We start from the raw sequence: 24,318 nt of genomic DNA on the forward strand, positions 1-24,318 counted from the left end.
CTATGCCACCTCTTCCAGCTGGTCAGCCGTCTGCTGGCTGTATTCGGTTGGGGTCAGGCCAAACTGGGCGCGGAAAGCCCGGCTGAAATACTTCGGATCACTGAACCCAACAGCAAAAGCGATTTCTGATACGCTTGCTTTTCGCTGTCTCAGCAACAGTTCGGCTTTTTTCAAGCGGGTTGTACGGATCAAATCAATGACCGACAAACCCGTCAGCATTTTCACTTTACGAAACAAAACCGGACGACTCATTCCCATCTCGCCAACCAGACCGGTAACGTTAAATTCAGGGTCAGTGAGGTGCGAATCCAGTATTTTCATCAACTGATTTAGGAATTTCTCGTCGGGGTGGTCCAGTGTCTGCGCCTGTGGCTGTACCGTGATGAGCTGATGGTATTTGGCTTTCAGCTGTTCCCTAAGCAGCAGCAAATTACGAACCCTGGCTTGGAGCAAGATCGGCTGAAAGGGTTTTGTCAGGTAATCGTCGGCGCCGGTTTGCAGGCCCGTCAACTGACTGTCTAGCTCGTTTTTAGCCGTTAGCAGAATAACGGGAATGTGATTGGTACGCGGATCGGATTTGAGCTGATGGGTTAGCGAAAAACCATCCATGAATGGCATGGCGACATCGGCGATAATCAGATCGGGCAATACGCTGGCTGCCTTCTCCCAGGCGATTGCTCCATCGGCGGCCTCGACTACCTGATACGTTTCGGAAAACAAATCCCGGACATACGCTCTTATCGCGTCGTTATCGTCAACAACCAGGATCAATGGCCTGTCTGAATCGGGCAGATCGTCCGGATCAGTTCGCGAGTCTGTTGATTCGACATACAGGGATGGTTGCAGCGAAGTCGGCAGTAGCGGGCTTTGTTCAGGCAATGAGGCCTCCATGTTTCGCTGAGCGAAATCAGGATCGGCGAGTGGCAGCGTAAAGATAAATCGGGTAAATCCCTCCTGCCCAGGCCGGCTTTCCTGGCTCTCGACGCTGATTTTTCCGTTATGTTGCTCGACAATATGCTTGCTAAGAGCCAGACCAAGGCCAAATCCTGAATCACGCGTTTTGGTCTGCCCAACCTGATAAAACTGGTTGAAAATACGATTCAAATCCTCGGTGGGAATGCCACTGCCGGTATCCTCGATCGTAATTCGTACCTGATCATTGATGTCTGATAACGCACTATGTTCCTGCAAACGAACGGAGATTGTACCACCGGATGGCGTAAACTTCACCGCGTTCAGAAGCAGGTTATAGACTACTTTTTCAATCTCGCCAGCATCGAACCAAACGGGTAAAGCCGATACGTCCGACTCGTTGGTCAGCGTTACCTGCCGCGCTCGGGCGTGCTCGCGAAATGAGTCGGTGATGCTGCTCAAAAACGCGACTAAATCGGTTTGTCTCCAGTGCAACTGGCTGTTTCCCGTTTCGTGCTTTCTAAAATCGAGTAGCTGGTTCAGCAACCGCAATAATCGGTCGGTGCTTCCGCGCATCATGGACACTTGTTTTCGAATGAACGGATCGCTTTTGTAATGGTCGGCCAGCACGTCAATGGGGCCCATCACCAGCGTGAGTGGCGTTCGAATCTCGTGGGCAATCTCGGTGAAGAAGTCCAGCTTTAGTCTATGGATCTCCTGTTGCCGGGCTTTTTCGGTATGTTCGACTTCAAGTTCGTGCGTCAGTTTCAGCCGATATCGGTTAAATCGGGACCAAAGCTGCAATAGCCCCAGAAAGGTCAACGCGTAAAGGATATAGGCCCATGTCGTTTTCCAGAAAGGCGGCAACACCTTGATTGTCAATTCAAGCGGCCTTGAATTCCAGACATTATCGTTGTTGGTGCCTTTTACCTGAAGTACGTAATCACCCGCCGGAAGATTCATGTACGTAGCTCGTGGCTCGCTTACGTAGTTCCAGGCGTTGTCGAAACCCAGCAATTTGTAGGCGTACCGATTTTTGTCAGCGTTGATGTAGTTGAAACTAGCAAAATCCAGCGAAAACACATTTTGTCGGTGCGTGAACGTAAGCCCGTTTTCGTAGTTTATGCCCGACTCACCGGTGTCGTCGGAGGACAGGCTTTTGACCGGCTCGTTGAACAGGCGCAGTTGGGTGAATGCCAGCGGGTGCACAATGGTGTTGCTACGTATGCGATCCGGGTGAAACAGGACAATGCCGTTATACCCCCCAAAATAAAGAGTACCATGCCTGTCCTGGTAGGTCGAATTGGTCGTAAATTCTTTACAAACCAGCCCATCGTATTTATTGTAATTCGAAAACCGTGCCCGACTGGGATCAAATTGGGTTAGTCCCTTGTCGGTGCTGATCCACAGATGTCCCCGGCTATCTTCCTGAATGCCAACAATGGTGTTACTGATCAATCCCTGCGCCATTGTGAAGTGGCGAAATGTTTGTTTACCTGGCAATAGCACGTTTAATCCCCCGTCGCGTGTGCCGATCCAAAGGCGATGTTGACGATCTTCGAGAAAACAGCTGACGTAATTGGCACTGATCGACGTCGTGTCGTTGTCGTCATGAACAAAACGAACAAACGTAGGCTGACCGGCCATTTTACGCTGTAAGCCATCTGTTGTTCCAACCCACATCGTTGCGTTCGAATCGATCAGCAAACTGGTTAGATTGCTTGAACTGTGCGAGATTGGTGCTAACGACACTCGCTCAAATGACTGTGTTTCAGGGTCAAATCGGCAAAGACCGCCCAGGTTTGTAACGACCCAGAGCGTTCCCTTAGCGTCGCGTTTAAGATCATAAATTCGATCATTGGGTAACGAATGCGGGTTGTGCGGTTCATGGCGGTACTGGGTAATCGTTTGCCGGCGGAAATCCAGGTAATTGAGTCCTTTCAGGGTGCCAATCCACAGGCCATCCGAACCTTCATTCAACAGGCATTTTACCTTATCGTTCGACAGCGATTGGCTATTTTTGGCGTCATGGCTGTAATGCCGGGCAATGGTTTTATTGGCGTTGATCAGAAAAAGCCCCCGGTCTTCAGTACCAAGCCAAAGTTGACCGGGCGCACTGGCGGGTAGTATAGGACCTGCAATTTTAAACGGTGTTCCCCCCTGTCGATCCAGCGGACGGAATGAGCCAAATTGCCGGGCCAACGGACTATATACGTCAACTCCGCCATAATACGTGCCCACCCAGAACGAGCCATCTCTGTCTAGGAACACCGATCGAACCGAGTTATCGCCCAATGAATTCGGATCAACAGGCTGGTTAATCAGCGCCTGACACCGGCTGCCATCCTGCGCCATAATATACAGCCCCGACATCGTGCCCACCCAGAAATCCCCTTTCCCATCGGGTTGGATTGTCCGAACGGTTTGCGTACTCAAATCCAGGCTGGTAGTGGGGTTCCACGACACAACACGGCCCAACTTCTTGTCGAACAAAGCAATTCCATTCCCTTCCGTGCCAATCCACAGCCGTCCCAGCCGATCTTCGGCAATGGTATTGATACCGTTCGTCGCATTGTGGTAAAGTGAATCGGCGTATTTCAGGTAATAATGCGTCAGTTGAAACTTGCCCGACGGCGTTGGATGAAGTTTGGTCAATCCGCCGGCTGTACCCACCCATACGTCATGGTCGCGATCTTCAACTAATGCCCGAACCTGTTGATTATCCATAGTACGATGCTGTTGAGTTAGGTCCGGTAACGTTTCAATTCGGTATGGACTCTCGGTTTGCAGCCGGTAGAGGCCATTCTGCGTGCCCACCCAAATGTGTTTCTGGTGACCGTCGAGCAGGCAATTAATGGTGGGGTCGAGCAATTTGTTGGTGGTAGTGCCCCCGATCGGAATTCGCTGAAAATTATCCTGTTCAGGCCGGTATTGTGCCAGCCCTTTTGTTGTGCCGACCCACAAGCGGCCTTCCTCGTCCAGCAAAAGACTATTGATCGTATTGGAAACTAAGCTGTGTTTGTTCCCGCTTTGGTTCTGGTAAACGACCACCTTCCGAGAGTCGTAACGGTTCAGTCCATCGCGGGTTCCAAACCACATGAACCCTCGACGATCTTGCGTAATAGCGTACACGCTGTTCTGCGACAAACCTTCGTCGACCGTGAGATGACTGAACGTCTTTTGGGTTACCTGGCAGGTGCCGGGCAGTGCGAGATAAAGAACGTATAGCGCTCCCAGCCATAAAACAGCGGTAAGTTTCGTGTAACTCATGGTAGCCTTTCAACACAGCGTTGGACCCAGCTTATTTTGCTTGTCGGTTCATTGCAGTTCGATCATTAAAACGCATGGTCGATCCTGTTTTTACTCTATATGTCCAGTATAAGCGAAAGAATAGGCACATCCTTGTACTGATTCTGACTAGTAGCGCAGCCGTTTAGAGCTTATTGGAAAAGGTGCTGGAAGAAAAGGGTGGCTCAAGCGAAGGGTACGGAATCCATTACTGAAGCCAGTACAGTCGCTTGTCGGTCGCTTTGTAGTGCGGAACTGTATTGGCTATATCGAAAAAGCGCTAATTTATCTCACCTTTGTGCAAACAATGCGCGATCTACTTCGCCGTAGTCCTCTCGTAGCATCGACATATTAGCAAAAACGCTTTTGGTTTAAATCCAACCCTTATGGACACACATGTACGTACTCGATGCTCGTGGGCAAAAGGTGCTTGGCTGATCCTGGTGGCCTGGGGCCTGCTGAGTCCCAGAACCTTCGCTCAGTCGGTTTCACTAGCCCCCTATAACGTAGTGTGGACTACGCAAAGCGCGAATTCGGGAGAATCGATGCCCTGCGGTGGGGGTGACATTGGCCTTAACGTCTGGGTAGAAAAAGGGGATTTGCTGCTCTACGTCTCACGCAGTGGCACTTTTGATGAAAATAACGCGCTGCTCAAGTTGGGACGGCTGCGGCTCCACCTGAATCCGAACCCGTTTACGCCCGGCTATCGCTTCCGTCAGGAACTCCACTTGCAGGAAGGCTATGTGCGTGTGACGGGCCAGCGGGGAGGTCAGGTTGTTCAAATCATTATTTGGGTGGATGTGTTTCGGCCCGTGGTTCATCTGGACTTGACGAGCCACCAACCGCTGATTGCCCGGCTTAGCTACGAAAACTGGCGTACCCAGGATCGCTTGTTAGCCGTCAACGAAGGAGCCGCCACTTCTTACAAAACCCTACCTAATCTGCCCATAGTGCAGCGACGCGACCAGGTGGCGTTCATGGGCAACGTCCTGCACTTCTACCACCGTAACCAAGATTCGACGGTATTCGACTATACCGTGAAGCAACAGGGGCTAACGGCGCTGAAAGATAGCCTGTGGAATCCACTCCATCAGCTCACTTTTGGGGGCGATTTACGCGGCACAGCTATGATTGCCGACGGCTCAACCATCGGAGTCTATCAGAATACGCCATTTACCGGCTGGCACTTGAAAAGCCGCAGACCAACCCGCTCGACCCAGATCAGCCTAGTCCTCCATCAGCAGCAGACCCCGACCCTGGCCGACTGGCAGCGGGGCCTGGAGCACCAGCGAAAGCAAGCCGATCAGGTAGCCAAAACAGCCCGTAGTCAAAGTCAGGCCTGGTGGCATCAGTTCTGGAACCGCAGCTACATCGTTATTCAGCCTGACAAGGCCGACTCAAGTGCTATACCCTGGCAGATAGGCCGCAACTACCAATTGTTTCGGTACATGCTGGGCTGCAACGCCTACGGTAGCTACCCGACCAAGTTTAACGGAGGTCTGTTCACCTACGACCCGGTCTGGGTCAAGCCCGAGCTGGCCTTTTCGCCCGACTTTCGCGCCTGGGGCGGGGGAACGTTTACGGCCCAGAATCAGCGACTGGTCTACTGGCCCTTACTCAAGAGCGGGGATGTGGACCTGATGAAACCCCAGTTCGAGTTTTACCGGCGGACCTTGCCCACGGCTGAACAGCGCAGCCGTTTTTACTGGGGCCACGGAGGGGCTTGTTTTAGTGAACAGCTCGAAAACTTCGGTCTGCCCCAGGCTTTTGAGTACCTGGCAAATCAGTATGTATTCAAAACGCAGCGCCCGCCGACTTACGATAAGGGAGTTGAATTCAATAACTGGCTGGCCTACACCTGGGACACCGTGCTGGAGTTCTGCCTGATGATCCTGGACGCCGAACGGTTTAGCGGACAGGATATTGCGCCCTATTTGCCACTGATTGACAGTAGCGTACGGTTTTTCGATGAACATTATCAACAGGCCCAACGCCAGCGAAGTACGAAGTCGTTGGATGAGCAGGGCCACTTTGTACTCTACCCAGGCAGTGCGGCTGAAACGTATAAGACTACTTATAACGCCATTACGACGGTGGCGGGTTTGCGGGCGGTTCTCTCGCGGCTCTTGGCGTTATCAGACCGGTATATACCAGCCAGTAAGCGGTCGTATTATGAGGCAATGCTCAGCCGTGTTCCGCCCATCCCCACCCGGATCATGCAGGGTCATCGTACCTTGGCCCCCGCCCAGGCCTGGGAACGCATTAACAACGTGGAGATTCCTCAATTGTACCCCGTGTTTCCGTATAATTTGTACGGGCTGGGGAAGCCCGACTTTGAGCTGGCGTTGAACACATGGCAGTACGACAGTGAAGCCGCAAAAGTCAAAGATTATGTAGGGTGGAAACAGGACAACATCTTTTGTGCCCGATTAGGGCTGACCAACGAGGCCGCCCGGCTAACGGAGCAGAAGCTGGGTAATTCGGCGCGTCGTTTTCCTGCCTTCTGGGGGCCAGGATTCGACTGGACCCCCGACCACAACTGGGGTGGCTCGGGCATGATCGGTTTGCAGGAAATGCTCATGCAAACCGATGGCCGTACGATTCAACTCCTGCCCGCCTGGCCCCGAACGTGGGATGTGGTTTTTCGGCTTCATGCACCCTATCAGACGGTGGTGGAAGGTCGGGTGGTGAATGGCAAGCTCGAACAGTTGCGGGTAAGCCCCCCGGAGCGGGCCAGGGATGTGGTACTGCCAGGCAACTAATCAGGACACGGCTTCACTAGCCAAGGGTGATGCCTAATCGGTCACGATACGATAAACGATAAAGCGATTCACTGTTTCTACTCAATCGTAACCGGGTGGGATACGCTACGGATTGAGTCGGTGCCGTTCAGTCAGGTATTGGCGGGTTCGATAGTCAGACGTCTTTGGTGAAGTTAAGCATCGAAAACCGGTCTACCACTCTGATCGTGGGTTTGCTCTTGATAAGCTTACTTGCTAGGGTTCGCTTTGACATCAGCCATGATCTCCACGTTTACGTAAGCCGCCATTAACTGAACTAAATTGGCGATCGCATTTAGAAGTAGCCCCAAATTATCGAACTTGGTACTTAACAAATCCAGATGCGCTCCCGACTATCGGCCTTACCGCCGTACACCGTACGGCCCCGTCCATCAATTGTAAAGATGTACGACTACAACCTTACGGGGAACGGTGGGGTCTATCGATTAAAGTCTATGAGAAAAATGAAAGTAAGTTACTCCCTCCTGATGGTGTTCGCTTGTTGTTTTACGCATCACATCACACGCGGGCAAACCGGCAACTTGACCTATCAGTTACAGGGGGTTGTTGATCGCGATACGGGAACAGTCACGTTACTGCCAAACGGTGAGGGATTCGATCCAAATCTGACCAACAATTACCAGACTATACTTAAACACGGACGCTTTCTGCTAACGGGAAAAATGGCCTATCCCGGTAGTTACAGAATTCGAATTTCACCCGGCTATATATCATCCTATTTTCTGATCGAGCCGGGGAAGCAAACCATCGTTTGTCACGTTGACTCACTCCGGGAGACGCCCCAACTAACGACGAAGATAATGGCGGAGTATACTCAGTTCATGGCCGACTATGTTGCGCCAATTGGTAAGCAGCGAGAAGAGGCTTTCGAGCAATACATGGATCAAAAACTGGCTACGACAAAGCCACATGTACTGGATAGTTTGCAAACGGCTTATAGTCAGAACCGATCTCGTTTAATCCACCAACAGCAACGGGGATACCTAACCTATATCACGCAGCATCCTGCATCATACGTACCCTTATGGCAGTTGGTTAGGGACATGGGTGAGGGCTATCAACCCATCTTTGATTCACTCTATCAGGCTTTTTCGGCCTCGCTGAAAGCCACACCAACCGGCAGGATGATCGCGCAACGGCTGAACTCGTCGAAAATGACCGCTGTCGGGCAAATTTTTCCTTCTCTGAGCCTGGTTGATATGAATAACAAACCGGTATTCCTCACCGCTGACCGCAAATCGAAATACACGCTCGTCGATTTCTGGTTTAGCCGTTGTGGCCCGTGCTTAGACCAATTCCCTACACTCAAGGAGCTGTACGCCAGGTATCAAGCCAAGGGGTTCACTATCATTGGAATTTCCATCGATAAATCACCGGAAACAGAGTTCTGGCGGAAAACGATTCAAGCCAATGGCTTAGCCTGGACTCAGTACCTAGACCCATCCGGTAAACTCACGGTTGGCCTGCTGTCCATTAATTATTTTCCTTCTAATTTCTTGCTGGATGAGAACGGTACGATCATTCGGAAAGATAGTAGTCCCCAGGAGTTAAGCACTTTTCTTTCGCAGCGACTGTAATTGGTGTTCTACGAAAGCTGGCTGGGCCGAGCGCCAGATTCGCCCCTTAACCGACACACCAGGGCCAAGCCGGAGCTTGACCCAGCCAGAATGTAGATCAACGTCCTGACCCGTTCAGGAGCTAGCTGCCAGCATCATCTTTTGTGATCGGAACAGTACATAAGCCTTGGCCTTATTTCGTCAGGATACCCTTCTCAACGCTGTCATTGAGTAGCTGCTCGGCATACTGCCAGATCGTTAGAGAACCCTGCTGAATCACCTGTTTTTTTGCATATACGTCACCATAACCCACACCGAACTCGCGCCATGTTCCCCCATTATTCGATGTATTCTGTAGGAGAGGCTCAAGTCTGTCCATCGCTCGGGCAAACTTCGCTTCATTGGTTTGCTGTTCTTCAAACTCCTCCCAGAGAGCGATCAATTCAGCAGCCTGATGATCAGGTAGTAAACCAAATATTCGTTTAGCCGCTTGTCGCTCCTCAACCGTATTATCGTGGCTTTTTTGGGTGTCGTAAATGAACGTATCACCCGCGTCAATTTCGACCAGATCATGAATCAGCAGCATCTTGATGACCTTGAGCACATCGATCGGAAAGTTTGCGTGCTCGGCCAGGACAATGGCCATCAGGGATAGATGCCAACTGTGCTCGGCGTCATTCTCGTTTCGGTCGCTGGCAAATAACTTCGTCTTACGCAGGATGTATTTGAGCTTATCCACTTCCTTGATGAACTCGATCTGCCTGAAAAGATTCGTTAACTCCATGTTGTCGTTGTTTAGATGAACAGACAAAATTGCCGGATGAAGATGTCAACGCAATTGCCAATTGACAAGAAATTCATCAGAGGATATTTTTTCTGATCCGACTGAGCGAAGAGGGGGTAATACCCAGGTAAGAGGCCAGCATAGCTAACGGAACGCGATTGACCAGTCCGGGGTAATGGTCAATAAAATTCAGGTACCTCGTTTGAGCGTCCTGGGCTAACATGTTGCTGGTCACTCGTAGCTTATTTTCCAGAACGTAGGAAGTGATTTTAACGAATAAATCCTGCCATCCGGGAATGAGGGCGGCAAGCTCGGTGAAGTCTTGTTTGGAAAAGACCAGAATCCGGCAATCCGTGACCGCTTCGATGTACTCAGCGGACGGCGTCTCTTCGCGAAAGCTGTTGATGTCCACGACAAAGCGGTTCTCGTAGACGAAGTATCGGGTGATACTGTCACCCTGTTTAGTGTAGTAACAGACCCTGAAAATTCCTTCGGTTACGTAGCCAATGTGTCTGGCTATTTTCCCCGCTTCAGAAAAGTAAGCGCCTTTGGGAATGTGCCTGGCTTTGACCCTGGCCTGAATCAGGTCCCGTTGTTGTTGATCGAGTTGGCCAAACTGAAGCAGATACGCAAGAAGTTCTTCCATCAGCCAAAACTAATCAGTAATGGCTATTGATCGATTTGCTGGCTGGCAAATAAGCCCATCGTGATTGGAGCGTCCTGATCAATGGTCCTTTTTTAGTCTCCACCGTCAGAACACACCTTTATCATACCGCCCCCAAACAACAGCGAACCGGCACGTGGATCACCGAAATTTGGCGCGTCAAATCAAGAGCAGGTAAAAACAACTGGCAGCATGGGAAAAGAGGTCGCTCGATCGACACACTCTCCCTCCTACCCGACCCAGCGTTGTTCCGGAAGACGCTGGCATATAGCTTCCCCGTTGTGAGACGATGGCAAAACCTGTAATCTGCCTATATTCGTCTTTTTAAGACCTGGATTGATGATGAAAGCAGTTACAGTATTTTGTGGGTCGAGCCCCGGTAATGATCCCTCGCTGATGAAAACGGCCTACGAACTAGGTCACCGATTAGCCACGGATGGAATTGATTTGGTGTACGGCGGAGCTAAAGTTGGCCTGATGGGTGCCGTTGCTGATGGTGCGTTAGCGCGGGGCGGACGGGTGATTGGCGTTTTGCCCCAGTTTTTACAGACAAAGGAGATTGCCCATCATGGACTTACGGAATTGATCCTGGTCGAATCGATGCACGAACGCAAGCTGAAGATGCACGAATTATCGGATGGCGTTATCGCGCTACCGGGTGGGTACGGAACACTGGAAGAGTATTTTGAAATGCTTACCTGGGGACAACTCGGCTTACATAAAAAACCAATAGCCTTACTGAATATCAACGGTTTCTATGATGGTCTGCTCACGTTAGCGGACACCATGGTCGCGAACGGGCTCCTCAAACCGGTCAACCGGGAAATGATGCTGGTGAGTGCTACACTAGACAATTTGCTCGTGCAGATGACTGCTTATCAGGCCCCTCTTGTTGGCAAATGGGTTACCGCGACCGACGTGTGATGTTGCTTTTTCGACAAAGATAAGATAGCGCGTTTACTCATTTGGAAACCATCAAAACGAATAATTTACGACAGGTCTATCCGCCAATAAGCGTTGGCTAATTACCTGTTTGATAAGCGAACGAACCATGATTGAAACCGACCGTCTGCTCATTCAAAAATTTACCGTTGACGACGCCCCGTTTATGCTCGAGTTGCTCAATACGCCTGCCTGGCTGACGTTCATTGGCGACCGAAACGTGCGAACGCTGGACGAAGCACGTCAGTACATTTTGAACGGGGCACTTAAATCGTATGAGCAATTTGGCTTTGGCTCGTACGTAGTCAAACTTAAAACCAATGGCACGTCAATTGGCCTTTGTGGTCTATTCAAGCGCGATACCCTCGACGATGTCGATATTGGGTTTGGCTTCTTACCCGACTATGCCCGAAGTGGTTATGGTTATGAGTCGGCTTCAGCGGTAATGGCCTATGCGACCAACACCTTGGGGCTGACCCGTATAACGGGCCTCACGTCAGCCATGAATCAAAACTCGATTCGACTACTCGAAAAGCTTGGGTTACGTTTCGAGAAGAAGATCATGTTCAGATCCGACGGCACTGAAACACTACTGTTTGGCCGGACACTGCCGGGCGAATAACGACCATTGCGTTTTCTCAAGTAGAATCAACTGCTTTCCACTGCGCCCCATCCGTGTACTGAGACATGGGTGGGGCGTTTTACTTTTCGCCATTTACAGGAGCTACGCTACCCGCTAACCCAACCCGTTCAAGCAGGCACTAGTTTGCCATAGCCTGCTAACGATAGCAACTCGCTGAATACCTGTGTACTACCAGTCGGTATGTCTTAGTCTAAATACAGTCGCTTATGGCTACGCTCAATCTCCGATTAATACTATACGATGGTGAAACACAGAAAATTTATACTTGTTCATTAAATGATGTTATTATCCATTTTTACAATATTTAATATGCTACATAAGCTTTAATTAGATATATTATATTGTTCTTGATAATAATATAGTACTTTTGATAAAAATTAAAAAACGATTAAGAACCTAGCGTTGTATCACTTCATGAGAAAAATTTTATTGGTCAGTTGGATACTTACTGCTCTTTTCTGTCTGCCAGTGCTGGCGCAGGACTTTACGGTAAGTGGTCGTGTCACGTCATCAGAGGATGGAACGGGCATACCGGGGGTGAGTGTACAGTTAAAGGGGACAACGCGCGGGACAACCACCGACGCTGGCGGAAAGTACCGGTTAAATGCGCCGTCCAACGGTCGCCTGGTCTTTAGCTTTATCGGCTTTGCATCGCAGGAAATCGCCGTAGGTAACAAGTCGTCCATTGCCGTTAGTCTAGTCCCTGATGCGACGAATCTGGATGAAGTTATCGTCACGACGTTCGGTACGGCCAAGCGGGCCTCCTTCACGGGTTCAGCCGGTACACTATCGCCCAAGCAGTTTCAGGATCGTCCGGTCACTAACCTCGCGCAAGCCTTGTCAGGAGCCGTATCGGGCGTTCAGACGAATGCTGGCCTTGGTCAGCCGGGTTCTGCTCCGGATATCCGGATTCGTGGTTTTGGCTCAATCTCTTCGGGTAACTCCCCTCTCTACGTCGTCGATGGCATTCCGTATTCGGGCGACGTGTCGAACATCAGCCCGAATGATATTGAAAGCATTTCGGTCCTGAAAGATGCTGCGTCAACGGCGCTGTATGGTTCGCGGGCTGCCAATGGCGTAGTCGTTGTAACGACGAAAAAAGGGCAGAAAGATCGCAGCTCAATAAACGTTCGCTACACGAAAGGCTTCAGCGAACGGGGCGTACCTGAGTACGACCGCGTAAGTGTTGGCGAGTATTACCCGTTGATGTGGGAAATGTACCGGAATAGTGTGGCGTACCGGGCGACCAATCCCGTAGCGCTGGCCACCGCCAATGCCGATGCAACCAGCCGGCTGATTGGTCTGGTTGGCTACAACGTATATAATGTACCGGACAATCAGGTGGTTGATGTAAACGGACAGATGAATCCGAATGCTCAGTTGAAGTATTCACTCGATGATTTAAACTGGGAGAAACCAATTAGCCGCCAGGGCAACCGGAATGAATTGAACGTCAGTTTTTCGGGCGGACAAAACAAGACCGATTACTTCCTGTCGCTGTCGTACCTGAATGACAAGAGTTACCTAATCCGCTCTGATTTCGAACGGATTACGGGACGTCTCAACATCAATTCGCAGATGAAATCCTGGTTCCGGACGGGGGCCAACATCTCGATGACGCTGAACAGATCAAATCAGGCCGATGCCGGTGGATCGGGCGGGAGTACAGCGTTTGTGAATCCCTTCTTCTTTTCCAGAAATATCGGCCCGATCTACCCAGTCTATGCGTATGATCCGAATAATCCAGGCCAGTTCCTAACGCTGCCCAATGGGAACAGACGCTGGGATTATGGTAACCTGACGGCACTGGGTCTCCCGGCCCGTCCTCAATACGGCGGCCGTCATTCAGTGGCTGAAACAGTGCTGAACCAAAACTATTTCCGCCGGAACGTACTGAGTGCCCGTGGCTACGCCGAGGTTTCCTTCCTCAAGGATTTCAAATTTACGGCCAACGTTGGTACGGATATCACGAACTACAACGGCTACACCTTTGGCAACCCGGAAGTGGGTGATGGTGCTCCGGCAGGTCGTGCGTCGCACGAATTTCAGAACGTTACTGGCTACAATCTCAACCAGTTGCTGAACTACAACAAATCGTTCGGGAAGAACAACCTGGAGGTTTTGGTAGGGCATGAAAATTTTCAGGTGGGTGATAACAACCTGACCGGATCCCGTTCGCAGCTGATTCTGGAGGGCAACTATGAACTGGTTAACTTCACGACGACGACAAACCTGTCTTCCGTTCTGAACACGCGCCGGGTCGAAGGATATCTGTCACGGATCAATTACGACTACGATCAAAAGTATTTCTTCTCGGCCTCGGCCCGTCGCGATGGGTCGAGCAAATTCTATCAGGATACGCGATGGGGTAACTTCTACTCAGTGAGTGGTGCCTGGCGGATCGATCAGGAGGAATTTCTGAAGTCGATTCCGACGATCAATGCGCTGAAACTTCGCGCGTCGTATGGTCAGACGGGTAACGACGGTGGCGGCAACCGATCCGAAGATGCGAGCATCAGCTATTACGCCTGGCAGCCACTCTACGGACTGGGCTGGAACAACGCATCGGAAGCCGGTATTTTACAAACCAGTCTGGGTAACCGCAATCTGGAATGGGAATCGAGCAACTCGTTCGACGTAGCGTTGGAATTCAGCCTGTTCAAGGGCCGCGTATCCGGTACGGCCGAATACTTTAATCGCCAGTCGTCGAACCTGATTTTTGACGTACCCCTGCCTTTATCGGCTGGTATTTCTACCGTTACGCGGAACATCGGAACGATGTACAACCGGGGCTTCGAAGTTGAACTGGGCCTTGAACCAGTTCGCGCGAAAGATTTCGTTTGGCGGCTGGACCTGAACGCGACCACGATAAAAAACCAGATCACGAAAATGCCGGATGAAAATCCTGAGATCATCGACGGAACCAAGAAACTGGCCGTTGGCCATTCCATCTACGATTACTGGCTGCGTGAGTACAAAGGCATCAATTCGAACACGGGTGAAGTGGAGTACCGAGCGACAAACTTCGTGGCGGCAAATTCCCGCATCACCGAAACAGGAGACACGCTCACAACCAGCGTAAACAATGCCCGTTATCACTATACTGGCTCGTCGATTCCAGCCCTGACGGGTGGCTTTACCAATACGTTCCGGTATAAAGGCTTATCGCTTTCCGCATTGTTCGTCTATCAACTAGGGGGCAAAACATACGATGGCGCTTATGCCGGGCTGATGAGTTCGGGTGGCTACGGTAGCGCAAAAAGCACCGACATTCTGAGACGGTGGCAAAAGCCCGGTGACGTCACCGACGTACCCCGGATGGATGCGGGTCGGACGTCCGATTTCGACGCCCAGTCTGATCGGTGGTTGATCGATGCGAGCTACGTGAACCTTCGGAATATCACGCTTTCGTACACAATACCCACGACATTGTCGCGTAAGCTGTTCTTGGAAAACGCGCAGATTTATGTGAGTGGCGAGAACCTGCTCATCCTGTCCCGTCGGAAAGGTATGAACGTTCAGCAGCAGTTCAATGGTGTAACCAGCAATGCGTTTAGTCCCGCCAAGAACCTGGTAATCGGCGTCTCCTTTACACTTTAAGCAACAGAAAACTCATGAAAAAAAGATACCTAACGCTGGTCATGGCCCTAGGCTTACTGACAATGGCTTGCGAAAAAGAATTTTTAGAAACCTCGCCAACCGGTAGCATCGACGCCGGAGCGGCTTATGCCACTACCAAAAATGCTTCGGCTGCAATCAACGGCATCTATCGGGCCATGATTGTTCGGTATTTAAGCTCACAGGCTCATTTCGGGCATCCGGCCATGATGATCATTCTGGATGTACTGGGTGAAGACGTCCTGATTGCGAACACATCCAATACAGGGCATCTGGCCGAAACACGCTGGCAGGCTCACCGGTCAGAAACCTCCGCAGGGAACCAGTTACCTTATGAGCTTTACTATCGGCTGATCGGCAACGCCAATATTGCTATTACCAGTATCGATAATGCTGCGGGTACACAGGCAGAAAAAAATCAGATCAAAGGCGAAGCATTGGGCATACGGGCTTTCTCGTATTTTAACCTGGTGCAGCTCTACGGAAAACGGTACAATGCAGCCGCAAAACCGAACAGCCAGCTCGGCGTACCGCTTATATTGACGCCTACGACCGAAGGGCTGGCCCGCACAACCGTGGAAGACATCTATACGCAGATCAACAAAGATCTGATCGATGCTGCTTCCCTCCTTACCTCTACGCGTACGTACAAGTCGCACATTAATCTGGACGTCATAAAAGGCTTTCAGGCGCGGGTGGCACTAACGCAACAGAACTGGGCAGATGCGGCAAAATTTGCCGCCGAAGCGCGTAAATCCTACACGCTCATGAGTGCAGCTCAGTATCAGGAGGGATTTTCGGATATCAGCAATCCCGAGTGGATGTGGGGATTCGATCACCTGGAAGATCAGTCGGAATTTTTTGGCGCGTTCCACTCGTACATATCCAGCAACTATAATTCCACGAATATCCGCGTAGACCCCAAACAGATCAACAGTACGCTTTATGACCAGATCCCAACAACGGACGTCCGCTCGAAGATGTGGGTCAAAACGCCAACAGCGACCAATTCAGTCGTCCCAACGGGTGGAATACGGGTTCCTTACATGAATCAGAAGTTTCGGTTACCGGGTACACCGTCGACTAGTGCTCAAGGCGATGTTCCCTACATGCGGGCGGCTGAAATGTACCTGATCGAAGCCGAAGCGCAGGCACGGCAGGGAAATGCAGCGGCAGCGGCTACGGTGTTATTCGACCTGGTTAGCAAACGTGATGCATCGTATAAGCTGTCAACCAAAACGGGGACTGCCCTGACGGATGAGATCATGTTTAATCGGCGCGTTGAGATGTGGGGTGAAGGCGTTCGGTTTACGGATCTGAAGCGCCTGAACCTGCCGTTGAACCGAAACAACACCAATGCCAATTCGGCCGTTGTCGTGCTCTTCGACGTGGCGGCTGGCGACAACCAGTGGGAGTTTTTAATTCCACGGCGCGAGCTAAACGCAAACAAAGCAATGGTCCAGAACCCTCTCTAAACGAATACGAATTCCCGCCATAAAAAAGCGCCCGACGGATTGATCCGTCGGGCGCTTTTTTATGGCGGAGAATCTGGAACTACGATGACACCCAATGCTAAACCACGGCATCTTTGAAGCGGTAAATAGCCAGGTTTGGTATCAGATCGTCGAGGCTAACATTCGTATCCTTGAGTTGACCGTTTTCAAGATCATATACCCAGCCATGCACCTTGATATCCTGACTACCAAACAGCCGCTTTTGGACAAAGGATAGCTTCATCACATTCAGACACTGCTCCCGTACGTTCAGCTCGACCAGCCGCCGATGCCTCTCTTCCCCGTCTTCAAGGGCATCAAGTTCATCGCGGTGGATACGATACACGTCCTGAATGTTACGCAGCCAGGTATTCATGTAACCAAAATCATTGTGGGTGGTGGCGGCTTTTACGCCACCGCATCCGTAATGCCCGCAAACGATGACGTGCTTAACCATCAGCGTCTCAACGGCATACTGCAACACAGCCAGCGAACTAATATCGTTGTTAGGTACCAGATTGGCAATGTTGCGGTGAATGAATACGTCGCCCGGCTTGGTGCCCATAAAGGCATCTGGTGATACCCGGCTATCGGAACAGCCAATGTAGAGAAAGTCAGGGGTCTGGTTTTTAGCCATTTCCGAGAAATAGGCTGGATCGAGTTGCAGCTGTCGCTGCACCCATTCTTTGTTATGATTGAAAACCTGATCGTATAAACTCATAAATTTTCTTTATTTTTCATCAAAAGTAACAGAAGCCCCAAAACTTTCCGCTCCGTCTAAAGAGCAGACGCCCAAAAACGAGAGCGAGTCTACTCAACGGTCCTGAAAGCGGATCGTAAACAGGTGCGTTTTTCGCATAGCACTGGGTTATATCAGTTAGCGCTCAGCACCGCGTAACTCTGATTAGCGATCTCCAGCTCTTCGTTGGTGGGTATCACCAGAATTTTAACCGCCGAATCGCTGCGGTTAATTTCCCGAATACCCGCTGAGTGAATGCTGTTCTTTTCGGAGTCGAGGTTAATGTTCAGAAAGTCGAGACCATCGCAAACCTGTTCGCGCATAGCCGTGTCGTTTTCGCCTACTCCTGCCGTAAAGATCAGGGCATCCAGCCCGTTCAACACGGCGGCATATGCGCCAATGTATTTTCGAATTCGGTACGCGTAGATGTCGAGGGCTAGAGCCGCTGCCCGATCGCCCGCTTCCAGCGCTTTCCGAATGTCACGCATATCGCTCTGGCCGGTAAGGCCCTGCATACCCGACTGTTTATTGAGCAGCGTATTTACGTCATCGGGACTGTAGCCCGTTGACATCAGGTGGAAAATAATGGCCGGATCGACATCGCCCGAACGGGTTCCCATGACCAGACCAGCCAGCGGACTAAAGCCCATGCTGGTATCGATCGACTGCCCAGCCCGCACAGCGGTCATGCTGCATCCATTTCCCAGATGAATGCTGATCAGTTTGGCATCCGGTTTTCCCAACCAGACCGCAGCCTGTTCGCTCACGTATTTATGGCTGGTGCCGTGGAATCCGTACACCCGAATGCCATCCTTCGTGTACAGCGATTCGGGAAGCGCGTAGCGGAACGCATACTGGGGCATGGTCTGGTGAAAAGCCGTATCAAAAACCGCGATTTGCTGGGCATTAGGAAACGTATGCTCGGCAATGTCGATGCACTGGTAATTGATGGGGTTATGGAGCGGAGCCAGCGGAAACAGGGCTCTAATCGTTTCTTTTACTGCTGGCGTAATCAGGGTCGCGCTGGCAAAGCGTTCGCCCCCGTGCACGACCCGGTGCCCAACCGCCTTGATCTCATCGACCGAGTGAATCAAGCCAGTGTCAGGGTCTAGTAATAGCTGGAGAACTTGTTGAAGACCGGCCGTATGGTCGGCTATCGAGCCTTTTCGCTCGATGGTTTGAGCGGGTTCAGCCGTCAGAATTTTGTGTTTGATAAAGGCTTCGTTGGTGCCAATTCGTTCGATCAATCCCGTGCACAGCGGTTTGTCGGAAGGCATATCGAACAACTGATATTTTAACGAGCTGCTGCCCGCGTTGATCACTAGAATATACATAAATCTGAAAATGAGCGAGTTGGCTATTGGCTATCCTGACATTGAATGGCCGTAATAACGACGGTGTTAAAGACGTCATCGACTGTACAGCCCCGACTCAGATCGTTAATGGGTTTGTTGAGCCCTTGCAGCATGGGGCCGATGGCAAGTGCACCCGTTTCCCGCTGTACGGCTTTGTACGTGTTGTTGCCCGTATTCAAATCGGGGAAGATCAGTACGCTGGCCCGACCGGCTACGTCGGAGTTGGGTAATTTCTGGCTACCTACCGAAGGATCAACCGCTGCGTCGTACTGGATCGGCCCTTCGATTTTCAGGTCGGGACGCTTCGCCCGAACGATGGCCGTGGCCTGCCGCACTTTTTCTACGTCTTCGCCTTCACCCGATGTTCCCGACGAATAAGACAGCATCGCGATGCGTGGCTCGATACCAAACCGGGCACTGCTCTCGGCGGAAGAAATAGCGATTTCGGCCAGTTGCGGTGCCGTCGGATTCGGGTTCACGGCACAATCACCGAAGACGGATACGCGGTCGGGCAGGCACATGAAAAAGACCGACGAGACCAGCGATACGCCCGGTTTGGTTTTGATAAATTGCAGCGCCGGGCGAATGGTGTGCTGGGTAGTGTGGACCGCCCCCGAAACCATGCCGTCGGCGTGTCCCTGATACACCATCATGGTACCGAAATACGATACATCCAGCATCATGTCCCGCGCCATGTCCAGGTTCACATTTTTGGCTTTGCGCAGTTCGTATAGCGTAGCTGAGTAAGCTTCGTAATTTTCCGAAGTAGCTGGATTGACGATGTTCACGACGCTGGTATCGAGCGTCAGGCCCAGCCGTTTGATGGAAGCTAATACTTCGGTTTCGTCGCCCAGAATGGTCAGGTCCACCACGTTCTGGGTCACCAGCCGGACAGCCGCTTTCAGAATCCGGTCGTCGTTTCCTTCCGGCAAGACAATGTGCTTCCGCTGACTCCGGGCCGTTTTAACGAGCTGATACTGAAACATGTGTGGCGTTATGCCCTCCGATCGGAACGTGACCAGGCGAGCATCCAGCGCTTTGGTGTCTACGTTCTTCTCGAACACATCGATCGCCAGTTCAATCTTCTTCCGGTTGTCGACCGTAATGCGGGAGTGAATGCCGCCGATGGCAGTCGTTGTCCCAAAGGTGCCCTGCTGTACGGTCAGGATCGGAATAACCGTCTGCAATCCCTCGATCAGGCGCGTAACGGGTTCGTCAGGTACTGTTCCGGCCGTTAGTACAATACCCGCAACTTTCGGATAATTCGCGGATAGATTTGCCTGTAACGCGCCGATGATGATGTCGCCCCGGTCGCCCGGTGTTACGATCAGTACGTTTTCTTTGATGTAATTCAGGAAGTTGGGTAGCATCATGGCCCCCGTCACGAAATTGTCGACCTGATTGGATAGCAGACTTTCGCCAACGAGCACTTTGGCCCCCAGCGCATCCCGAATCTCCTTCATGGTCGGGCTTTGCAGTTGCTTTTCCCATGGAATGACGGTAAGCATCATGTCGGTAGGTAACTGCATCCGGAGCAACTCCCGAACGTCGTCTACCTGCTCGGGCTGCACCCGGTTAGCAACCAGACCGAGCACCTGCACTTCCCGACTCTCGAAGCCTTGCAGCGCGCTCAGGGCCGAGCTGATGATCTGCGCGGTGGATTTGTTTTCGCCACTAATGATGATCAGGACGGGTACGCCCAAATTTTTGGCGATATCGGCGTTCGAATCAAACTCAAACGCAATGCCCTCACCCAGAAAATCGCTGCCCTCGATAATCGTGAAATCGCAGCTTTCTTCCAGCTTCTTGTACTTGCTGATGATCGTGTTCAGCATCTCACTCCGCCCTTCCAGTTCCATGCGTTGCAGGGCCTCCTGGCGGGTAAACGCATACGTATCTTCGTAGCTGATCGGCAGCGCAAAGTAGTCCAGAATAGCCTCGATGTGGATTTCTTTCTGACCCGGAAGTTGCTGCGTGATGATGGGTTTGAAGTAACCGACCTTCTGCGTTTTCCCCAGCAGGCTGTTCACCAGGCCCAGCGCGAGAAGTGATTTGCCGGTATACGGCTCTACGGACGCGATAAAAATAGCTTTTGTCATGAAAAGAAGAATAACTCCAGATACAACGGTACAGACTTCCGTTTCCAGTCCCAAAGGTAGAACCTGAGGCTATCGAATTAGTTTCTTCTGGTCTAGTTTCGCACTGACTTGCTGCGAATAAATAGTATTCGGCAAACACCTGGTCGCTTCTCAGGCAACTAAGCGGGATAAAGACACACCCTTAGCCCGGAGAACTGAGTGAGTACGCCTTTACCGGGTGTTTAAAGCGAACACGTGATTACTTGTTGACGGGTTTTAGTACTTTACCGGCTCGTTTACTATCGATCCAAAACAAGCAAATCATACGCCCAGTGAGTCAATTGGTAAAAACGCAACTTTTTCTCTCCGCTATAACGGCCTTACTGGCGCTTAACAACCCGGCCCGTTTACTGGCGCAATCGCTACATCGGCTCCCCATCACGACCGTTCAGGAGCTTCACGACTATTTTAACTGGAAACCCGGTAAGCCCCCCATCATCAGTGGACACCGAGGGGGGATGTATGAAGGCTTTGCGGAAAACTCGCTGTCCTCGTTCGAACATACGCTGGAACACACCCCGGCTTTTTTTGAGACTGACCCCCGGCTTACCAAGGACAGTGTCGTTGTGCTGCTCCACGACGCCACCCTGGACCGAATGACAACCGGCACCGGTAAGCTCTCCGACTACACCTGGGAGGAGGTCAAAAAACTCCGCCTGAAAGATGCCCAGGGTCGCGTGACGCAGGATCGGATTCCCACGCTGGACGAAGCCATTGATTGGGCAAGGGGAAAGACGGTACTCAATCTGGACCATAAAGAGGTGCCCCTTTCGATGACGGCGTCCATCATCCGCAAGCACAAAGCCGATGCGTTCGTGATGCTTACCGTTCACTCGCCCCAGCAGGCACAGTACTATTATCGGGAAAATAAAGATCGGATGTTCTCGGCCTTTATCAAAAACAAAGACGAGTGGGAAGCTTACGAAAAAGCGGGTATACCGGCTTCCAGTCTGATTGCCTACATCGGGCCAGCGATCAAACCGGACAACAAGCAGCTCTATCAACTACTTAACAGCAAGGGAATTATGTGTATGATCTCAGCTGCATCGAGTTACGATAAGCTGGCTGATGAGCAGGAACGATTCAGCGCGTACCGGGCCATCATCGAGGATGGCGCAAGCATTTTGGAATCGGATCGGCCCATCGACGTGGCCCAGGCGCTTAAACCTCTCCGAACGAATCAATCGCCATCGACGAGTGCGCCCACGAAGAACTAGTCAATCCTTTTCTGCGTGATTACCTGCGTAACGATACAAGCCGGGGATCAATTGACAATCAGGATTGCCACCGTTTGTTAAAACACGGCGGATGATATGCCGCTCGATGACCTGGGTCACAACCGATTCCTATAATCCTGTTTTTTCCCCGCTCGTACAATTTCGCGAGGGGGTCTTCCTGATGTTTCAATACTTTCACCAAATGCAATGTCGGAGGAATAAGGTTCCTCTGGCTTACTGTATTCTCAGTCAGACGAACGGGTGAGGAGCGTACAACTAATCGCTATTTTTAGTATCAGAGCAGTTCGGCGGACTGTTCCTTCTTTTGTCAAATGCTGCAACTTAAAAATTTCAGAAAAGCATACATGGGCCACGTCGTTCTTCAGATCGACAATTTTACTATTATACCGGGTATGTATTGGGTTCGGGGCAGTAACGGGTCGGGTAAGAGTACGCTGCTCAAAGCACTGGCAGGCATGACGGCGTTCGAAGGCGACATCATCCTCAACGAACGGGTGAACAGTAAAAAACAGGCAGTAGCCTATCGCAGCGTTGTCAACTTTGCCGAAGCAGAGCCGATTTTTCCCGACTTTCTAACCGGCACTGAACTCATTGCGTTGTTCAAAGCAGCGAAAAACGCGCCAGCTCATCAGGAAGATTTCTATCTGGAAAGCATGAAGATGACGGCTTATGTGAATGAGCCGGTCAGCACCTATTCGAGTGGTATGCTCAAAAAGCTTTCGCTTGTCCTGGCTTTCCTGGGACGACCAACCTGTATTCTGCTAGACGAGCCCCTCACTACCCTCGACGCCGAATCGCTGCCTGTTCTGTACTCCTGGATCACCGGCCTTCGCCAGCAGCAGGAAACAATCGTTTTGATGTCATCTCATCAGACCTTCGAGGAAGGGCTTCTACCAACCGTGCAGGACATATTCGTTGACCATACGACGATCCGGTACACCACATGAAAAAACCCCTGACCCGCGTGTTAGTCAAAGTAGTAGCCAGCGGTTTTTACCGGGAACATACCGGCTTGCTGCTGACTCTGTTCATCCTGATTTTCATCAATTTTTTTTACACCAGTGTCCTGAATCAGACGCACCTCACCCAGGAACAGATCATTCTGAATGCGTTGAAACTAGTCCTCACATCCGTTAGTGAGCCCCTGGGCGTGATCGTTCTGTTCGGTATTTTCCTGCTGTACAGCGTGAAGAGCTGGCAATACGTTGCCGGACGGTTGACAGGCGTAGACGTGCAATTTTTATTGTATAGCAGTACGGCGTTAAGCCCCGCGCGACAACGTCAGTCCTGGGCAATACTTCAGTTTGTGCTGTCACTACCTATTATTGGCCTGGGCGTATTTACCCTGATCATCGGGTTTGCGTTTGGTCACTGGGTCATTCCTTCGGTAATTCCCATCTATCTGCTAACGCTTATCGCCTACAGTGCCTGGTATTATACGCGCCTGATCAATACGCCCCTTGGCGAACCAGCAACGGCGGGTAAACTGACCTGGCTACAAAGGTGGCCCAAGCCCTTTTTCAGCCTGTTCCTATACGAAATCATTAGTAAGAAACGCGTCCCCTATGTCCTGACTAAAGTAGCGTCAGCGATCAGCATTGCTCTCGTTTTCAGCGTATTCCCGGACGCCCACACGGACGTACGACTATTTGGGGTACTCAGTCTGTGCAGTGCGCTGACACATGTTGTTCTCATCTATCAGTCGAGTGAATTTGAGTTGTTCTACCTGCGTTTTACCCGAAACTTTCCCTATCGCCAGTGGCAATTATTCGTCCAGCAAGGGGCTCTGTTTGGTTTCCTGTTGCTACCTGAGCTACTCTGGTTTCTGCTTGTTGGTGACCTCAGAGCGGGACTACTTGGAGCCGGCCTGTTGTTAAGTACAACACTGGTTTTTCGGGCGGTTCTCTACGCGCTCGGTCAACGCATGGACTACTACCTGCGATTCGTGTTTGGCCTGTTTACCTTCTTTCTTCTGGTGATTTTGTTTGGCGGTACCGAACTACTTGTCGTTTGCGACGTAGTAGCCGCCTGGATGCTGACATATCGCTATCACGATCAGGCTTCACAGGATGGCTAGCAACCAACGCATCAGATACGTAAATAAAATGCCAAATAAAATGCATTCTGTTTCATAGCACACAATAAAG

The 24,318-nt window shown here is 51.2% G+C and carries 15 protein-coding genes; 9 read left to right on the forward strand and 6 right to left on the reverse strand.

The genetic code is table 11. The features are described from left to right. On the reverse strand, positions 1–4,182 hold the full coding sequence (locus tag GK091_RS25710) for a hybrid sensor histidine kinase/response regulator transcription factor (protein WP_164043614.1): 4,182 nt from the start codon (positions 4,180–4,182) through the stop codon (positions 1–3). 404 nt (positions 4,183–4,586) lie between these two features. On the opposite strand from GK091_RS25710, the gene GK091_RS25715 reads away from it, so the two are divergent. Both GK091_RS25715 and GK091_RS25720 read left to right on the forward strand, forming a co-directional pair. Beyond that, positions 4,587–6,962, forward strand: coding sequence for a DUF5703 domain-containing protein (locus GK091_RS25715; RefSeq protein WP_246202419.1), 2,376 nt, complete (start codon positions 4,587–4,589; stop codon positions 6,960–6,962). A gap of 473 nt (positions 6,963–7,435) precedes the next feature. Then, positions 7,436–8,578, forward strand: a complete 1,143-nt coding sequence (locus GK091_RS25720; RefSeq protein WP_164043615.1) for a TlpA disulfide reductase family protein — start codon at positions 7,436–7,438, stop codon at positions 8,576–8,578. Positions 8,579–8,750: 172 nt separating this feature from the next. Here the strand turns inward: GK091_RS25720 and GK091_RS25725 are convergent, their stop codons facing one another. Both GK091_RS25725 and GK091_RS25730 read right to left on the reverse strand, forming a co-directional pair. Then, a complete protein-coding gene (locus GK091_RS25725; RefSeq protein WP_164043616.1) occupies positions 8,751–9,341 on the reverse strand; it encodes an HD domain-containing protein in 591 nt (196 codons plus the stop codon). A 76-nt stretch (positions 9,342–9,417) separates the two neighbouring features. After that, complete coding sequence (locus GK091_RS25730; RefSeq protein WP_164043617.1) at positions 9,418–9,987, reverse strand: Crp/Fnr family transcriptional regulator; 570 nt, start codon at positions 9,985–9,987, stop codon at positions 9,418–9,420. Positions 9,988–10,347: 360 nt separating this feature from the next. Here GK091_RS25730 and GK091_RS25735 point away from each other — a divergent pair, with 360 nt between their 5' ends. From GK091_RS25735 to GK091_RS25750, 4 genes are all read left to right on the forward strand, one after another. Further along, positions 10,348–10,929, forward strand: a complete 582-nt coding sequence (locus tag GK091_RS25735) for an LOG family protein (RefSeq protein ID WP_164043732.1) — start codon at positions 10,348–10,350, stop codon at positions 10,927–10,929. Positions 10,930–11,056: 127 nt separating this feature from the next. Beyond that, complete coding sequence (locus GK091_RS25740; protein ID WP_164043618.1) at positions 11,057–11,569, forward strand: GNAT family N-acetyltransferase; 513 nt, start codon at positions 11,057–11,059, stop codon at positions 11,567–11,569. 435 nt (positions 11,570–12,004) lie between these two features. Further along, positions 12,005–15,190: a SusC/RagA family TonB-linked outer membrane protein gene (locus GK091_RS25745; protein WP_164043619.1), complete on the forward strand. Its 3,186-nt coding sequence runs from the start codon at positions 12,005–12,007 to the stop codon at positions 15,188–15,190. A 14-nt stretch (positions 15,191–15,204) separates the two neighbouring features. Next, entirely contained in the window at positions 15,205–16,683 is a 1,479-nt protein-coding gene (locus GK091_RS25750; RefSeq protein ID WP_164043620.1) for a RagB/SusD family nutrient uptake outer membrane protein, read from the forward strand. A gap of 97 nt (positions 16,684–16,780) precedes the next feature. Here GK091_RS25750 and GK091_RS25755 read toward each other — a convergent pair whose 3' ends face one another. From GK091_RS25755 to pta, 3 genes are all read right to left on the reverse strand, one after another. Continuing rightward, positions 16,781–17,422 carry a carbonic anhydrase gene (locus tag GK091_RS25755; protein WP_164043621.1) on the reverse strand — a complete coding sequence of 214 codons (642 nt, stop codon included), beginning with the start codon at positions 17,420–17,422 and terminating at the stop codon, positions 16,781–16,783. 152 nt (positions 17,423–17,574) lie between these two features. Continuing rightward, positions 17,575–18,774 (reverse strand): acetate/propionate family kinase, encoded by a 1,200-nt coding sequence (locus tag GK091_RS25760; RefSeq protein WP_164043622.1) that lies wholly within the window; start codon positions 18,772–18,774, stop codon positions 17,575–17,577. A 23-nt stretch (positions 18,775–18,797) separates the two neighbouring features. Further along, positions 18,798–20,894 (reverse strand): phosphate acetyltransferase, encoded by a 2,097-nt coding sequence (gene pta / locus GK091_RS25765; RefSeq protein ID WP_164043623.1) that lies wholly within the window; start codon positions 20,892–20,894, stop codon positions 18,798–18,800. Between the two features lie 311 nt (positions 20,895–21,205). On the opposite strand from pta, the gene GK091_RS25770 reads away from it, so the two are divergent. The 3 genes from GK091_RS25770 to GK091_RS25780 all read left to right on the forward strand — a co-directional run bounded on the left by GK091_RS25770 (position 21,206) and on the right by GK091_RS25780 (position 24,248). Beyond that, positions 21,206–22,150, forward strand: coding sequence for a glycerophosphodiester phosphodiesterase family protein (locus GK091_RS25770; RefSeq protein WP_317166356.1), 945 nt, complete (start codon positions 21,206–21,208; stop codon positions 22,148–22,150). 332 nt (positions 22,151–22,482) lie between these two features. After that, the gene (locus GK091_RS25775; protein WP_164043624.1) at positions 22,483–23,118 is read left to right on the forward strand and encodes an ABC transporter ATP-binding protein; all 636 of its coding nucleotides are present in this window, start codon (positions 22,483–22,485) and stop codon (positions 23,116–23,118) included. Next, a complete protein-coding gene (locus tag GK091_RS25780; RefSeq protein WP_164043625.1) occupies positions 23,115–24,248 on the forward strand; it encodes a hypothetical protein in 1,134 nt (377 codons plus the stop codon). Before GK091_RS25775 ends, GK091_RS25780 begins: the two co-directional genes overlap by 4 nt. Positions 24,249–24,318 lie beyond the last annotated feature (70 nt).

The sequence above is a fragment of the Spirosoma agri genome (genome assembly GCF_010747415.1).
Classification (GTDB): Bacteria; Bacteroidota; Bacteroidia; order Cytophagales; family Spirosomataceae; genus Spirosoma; species Spirosoma agri.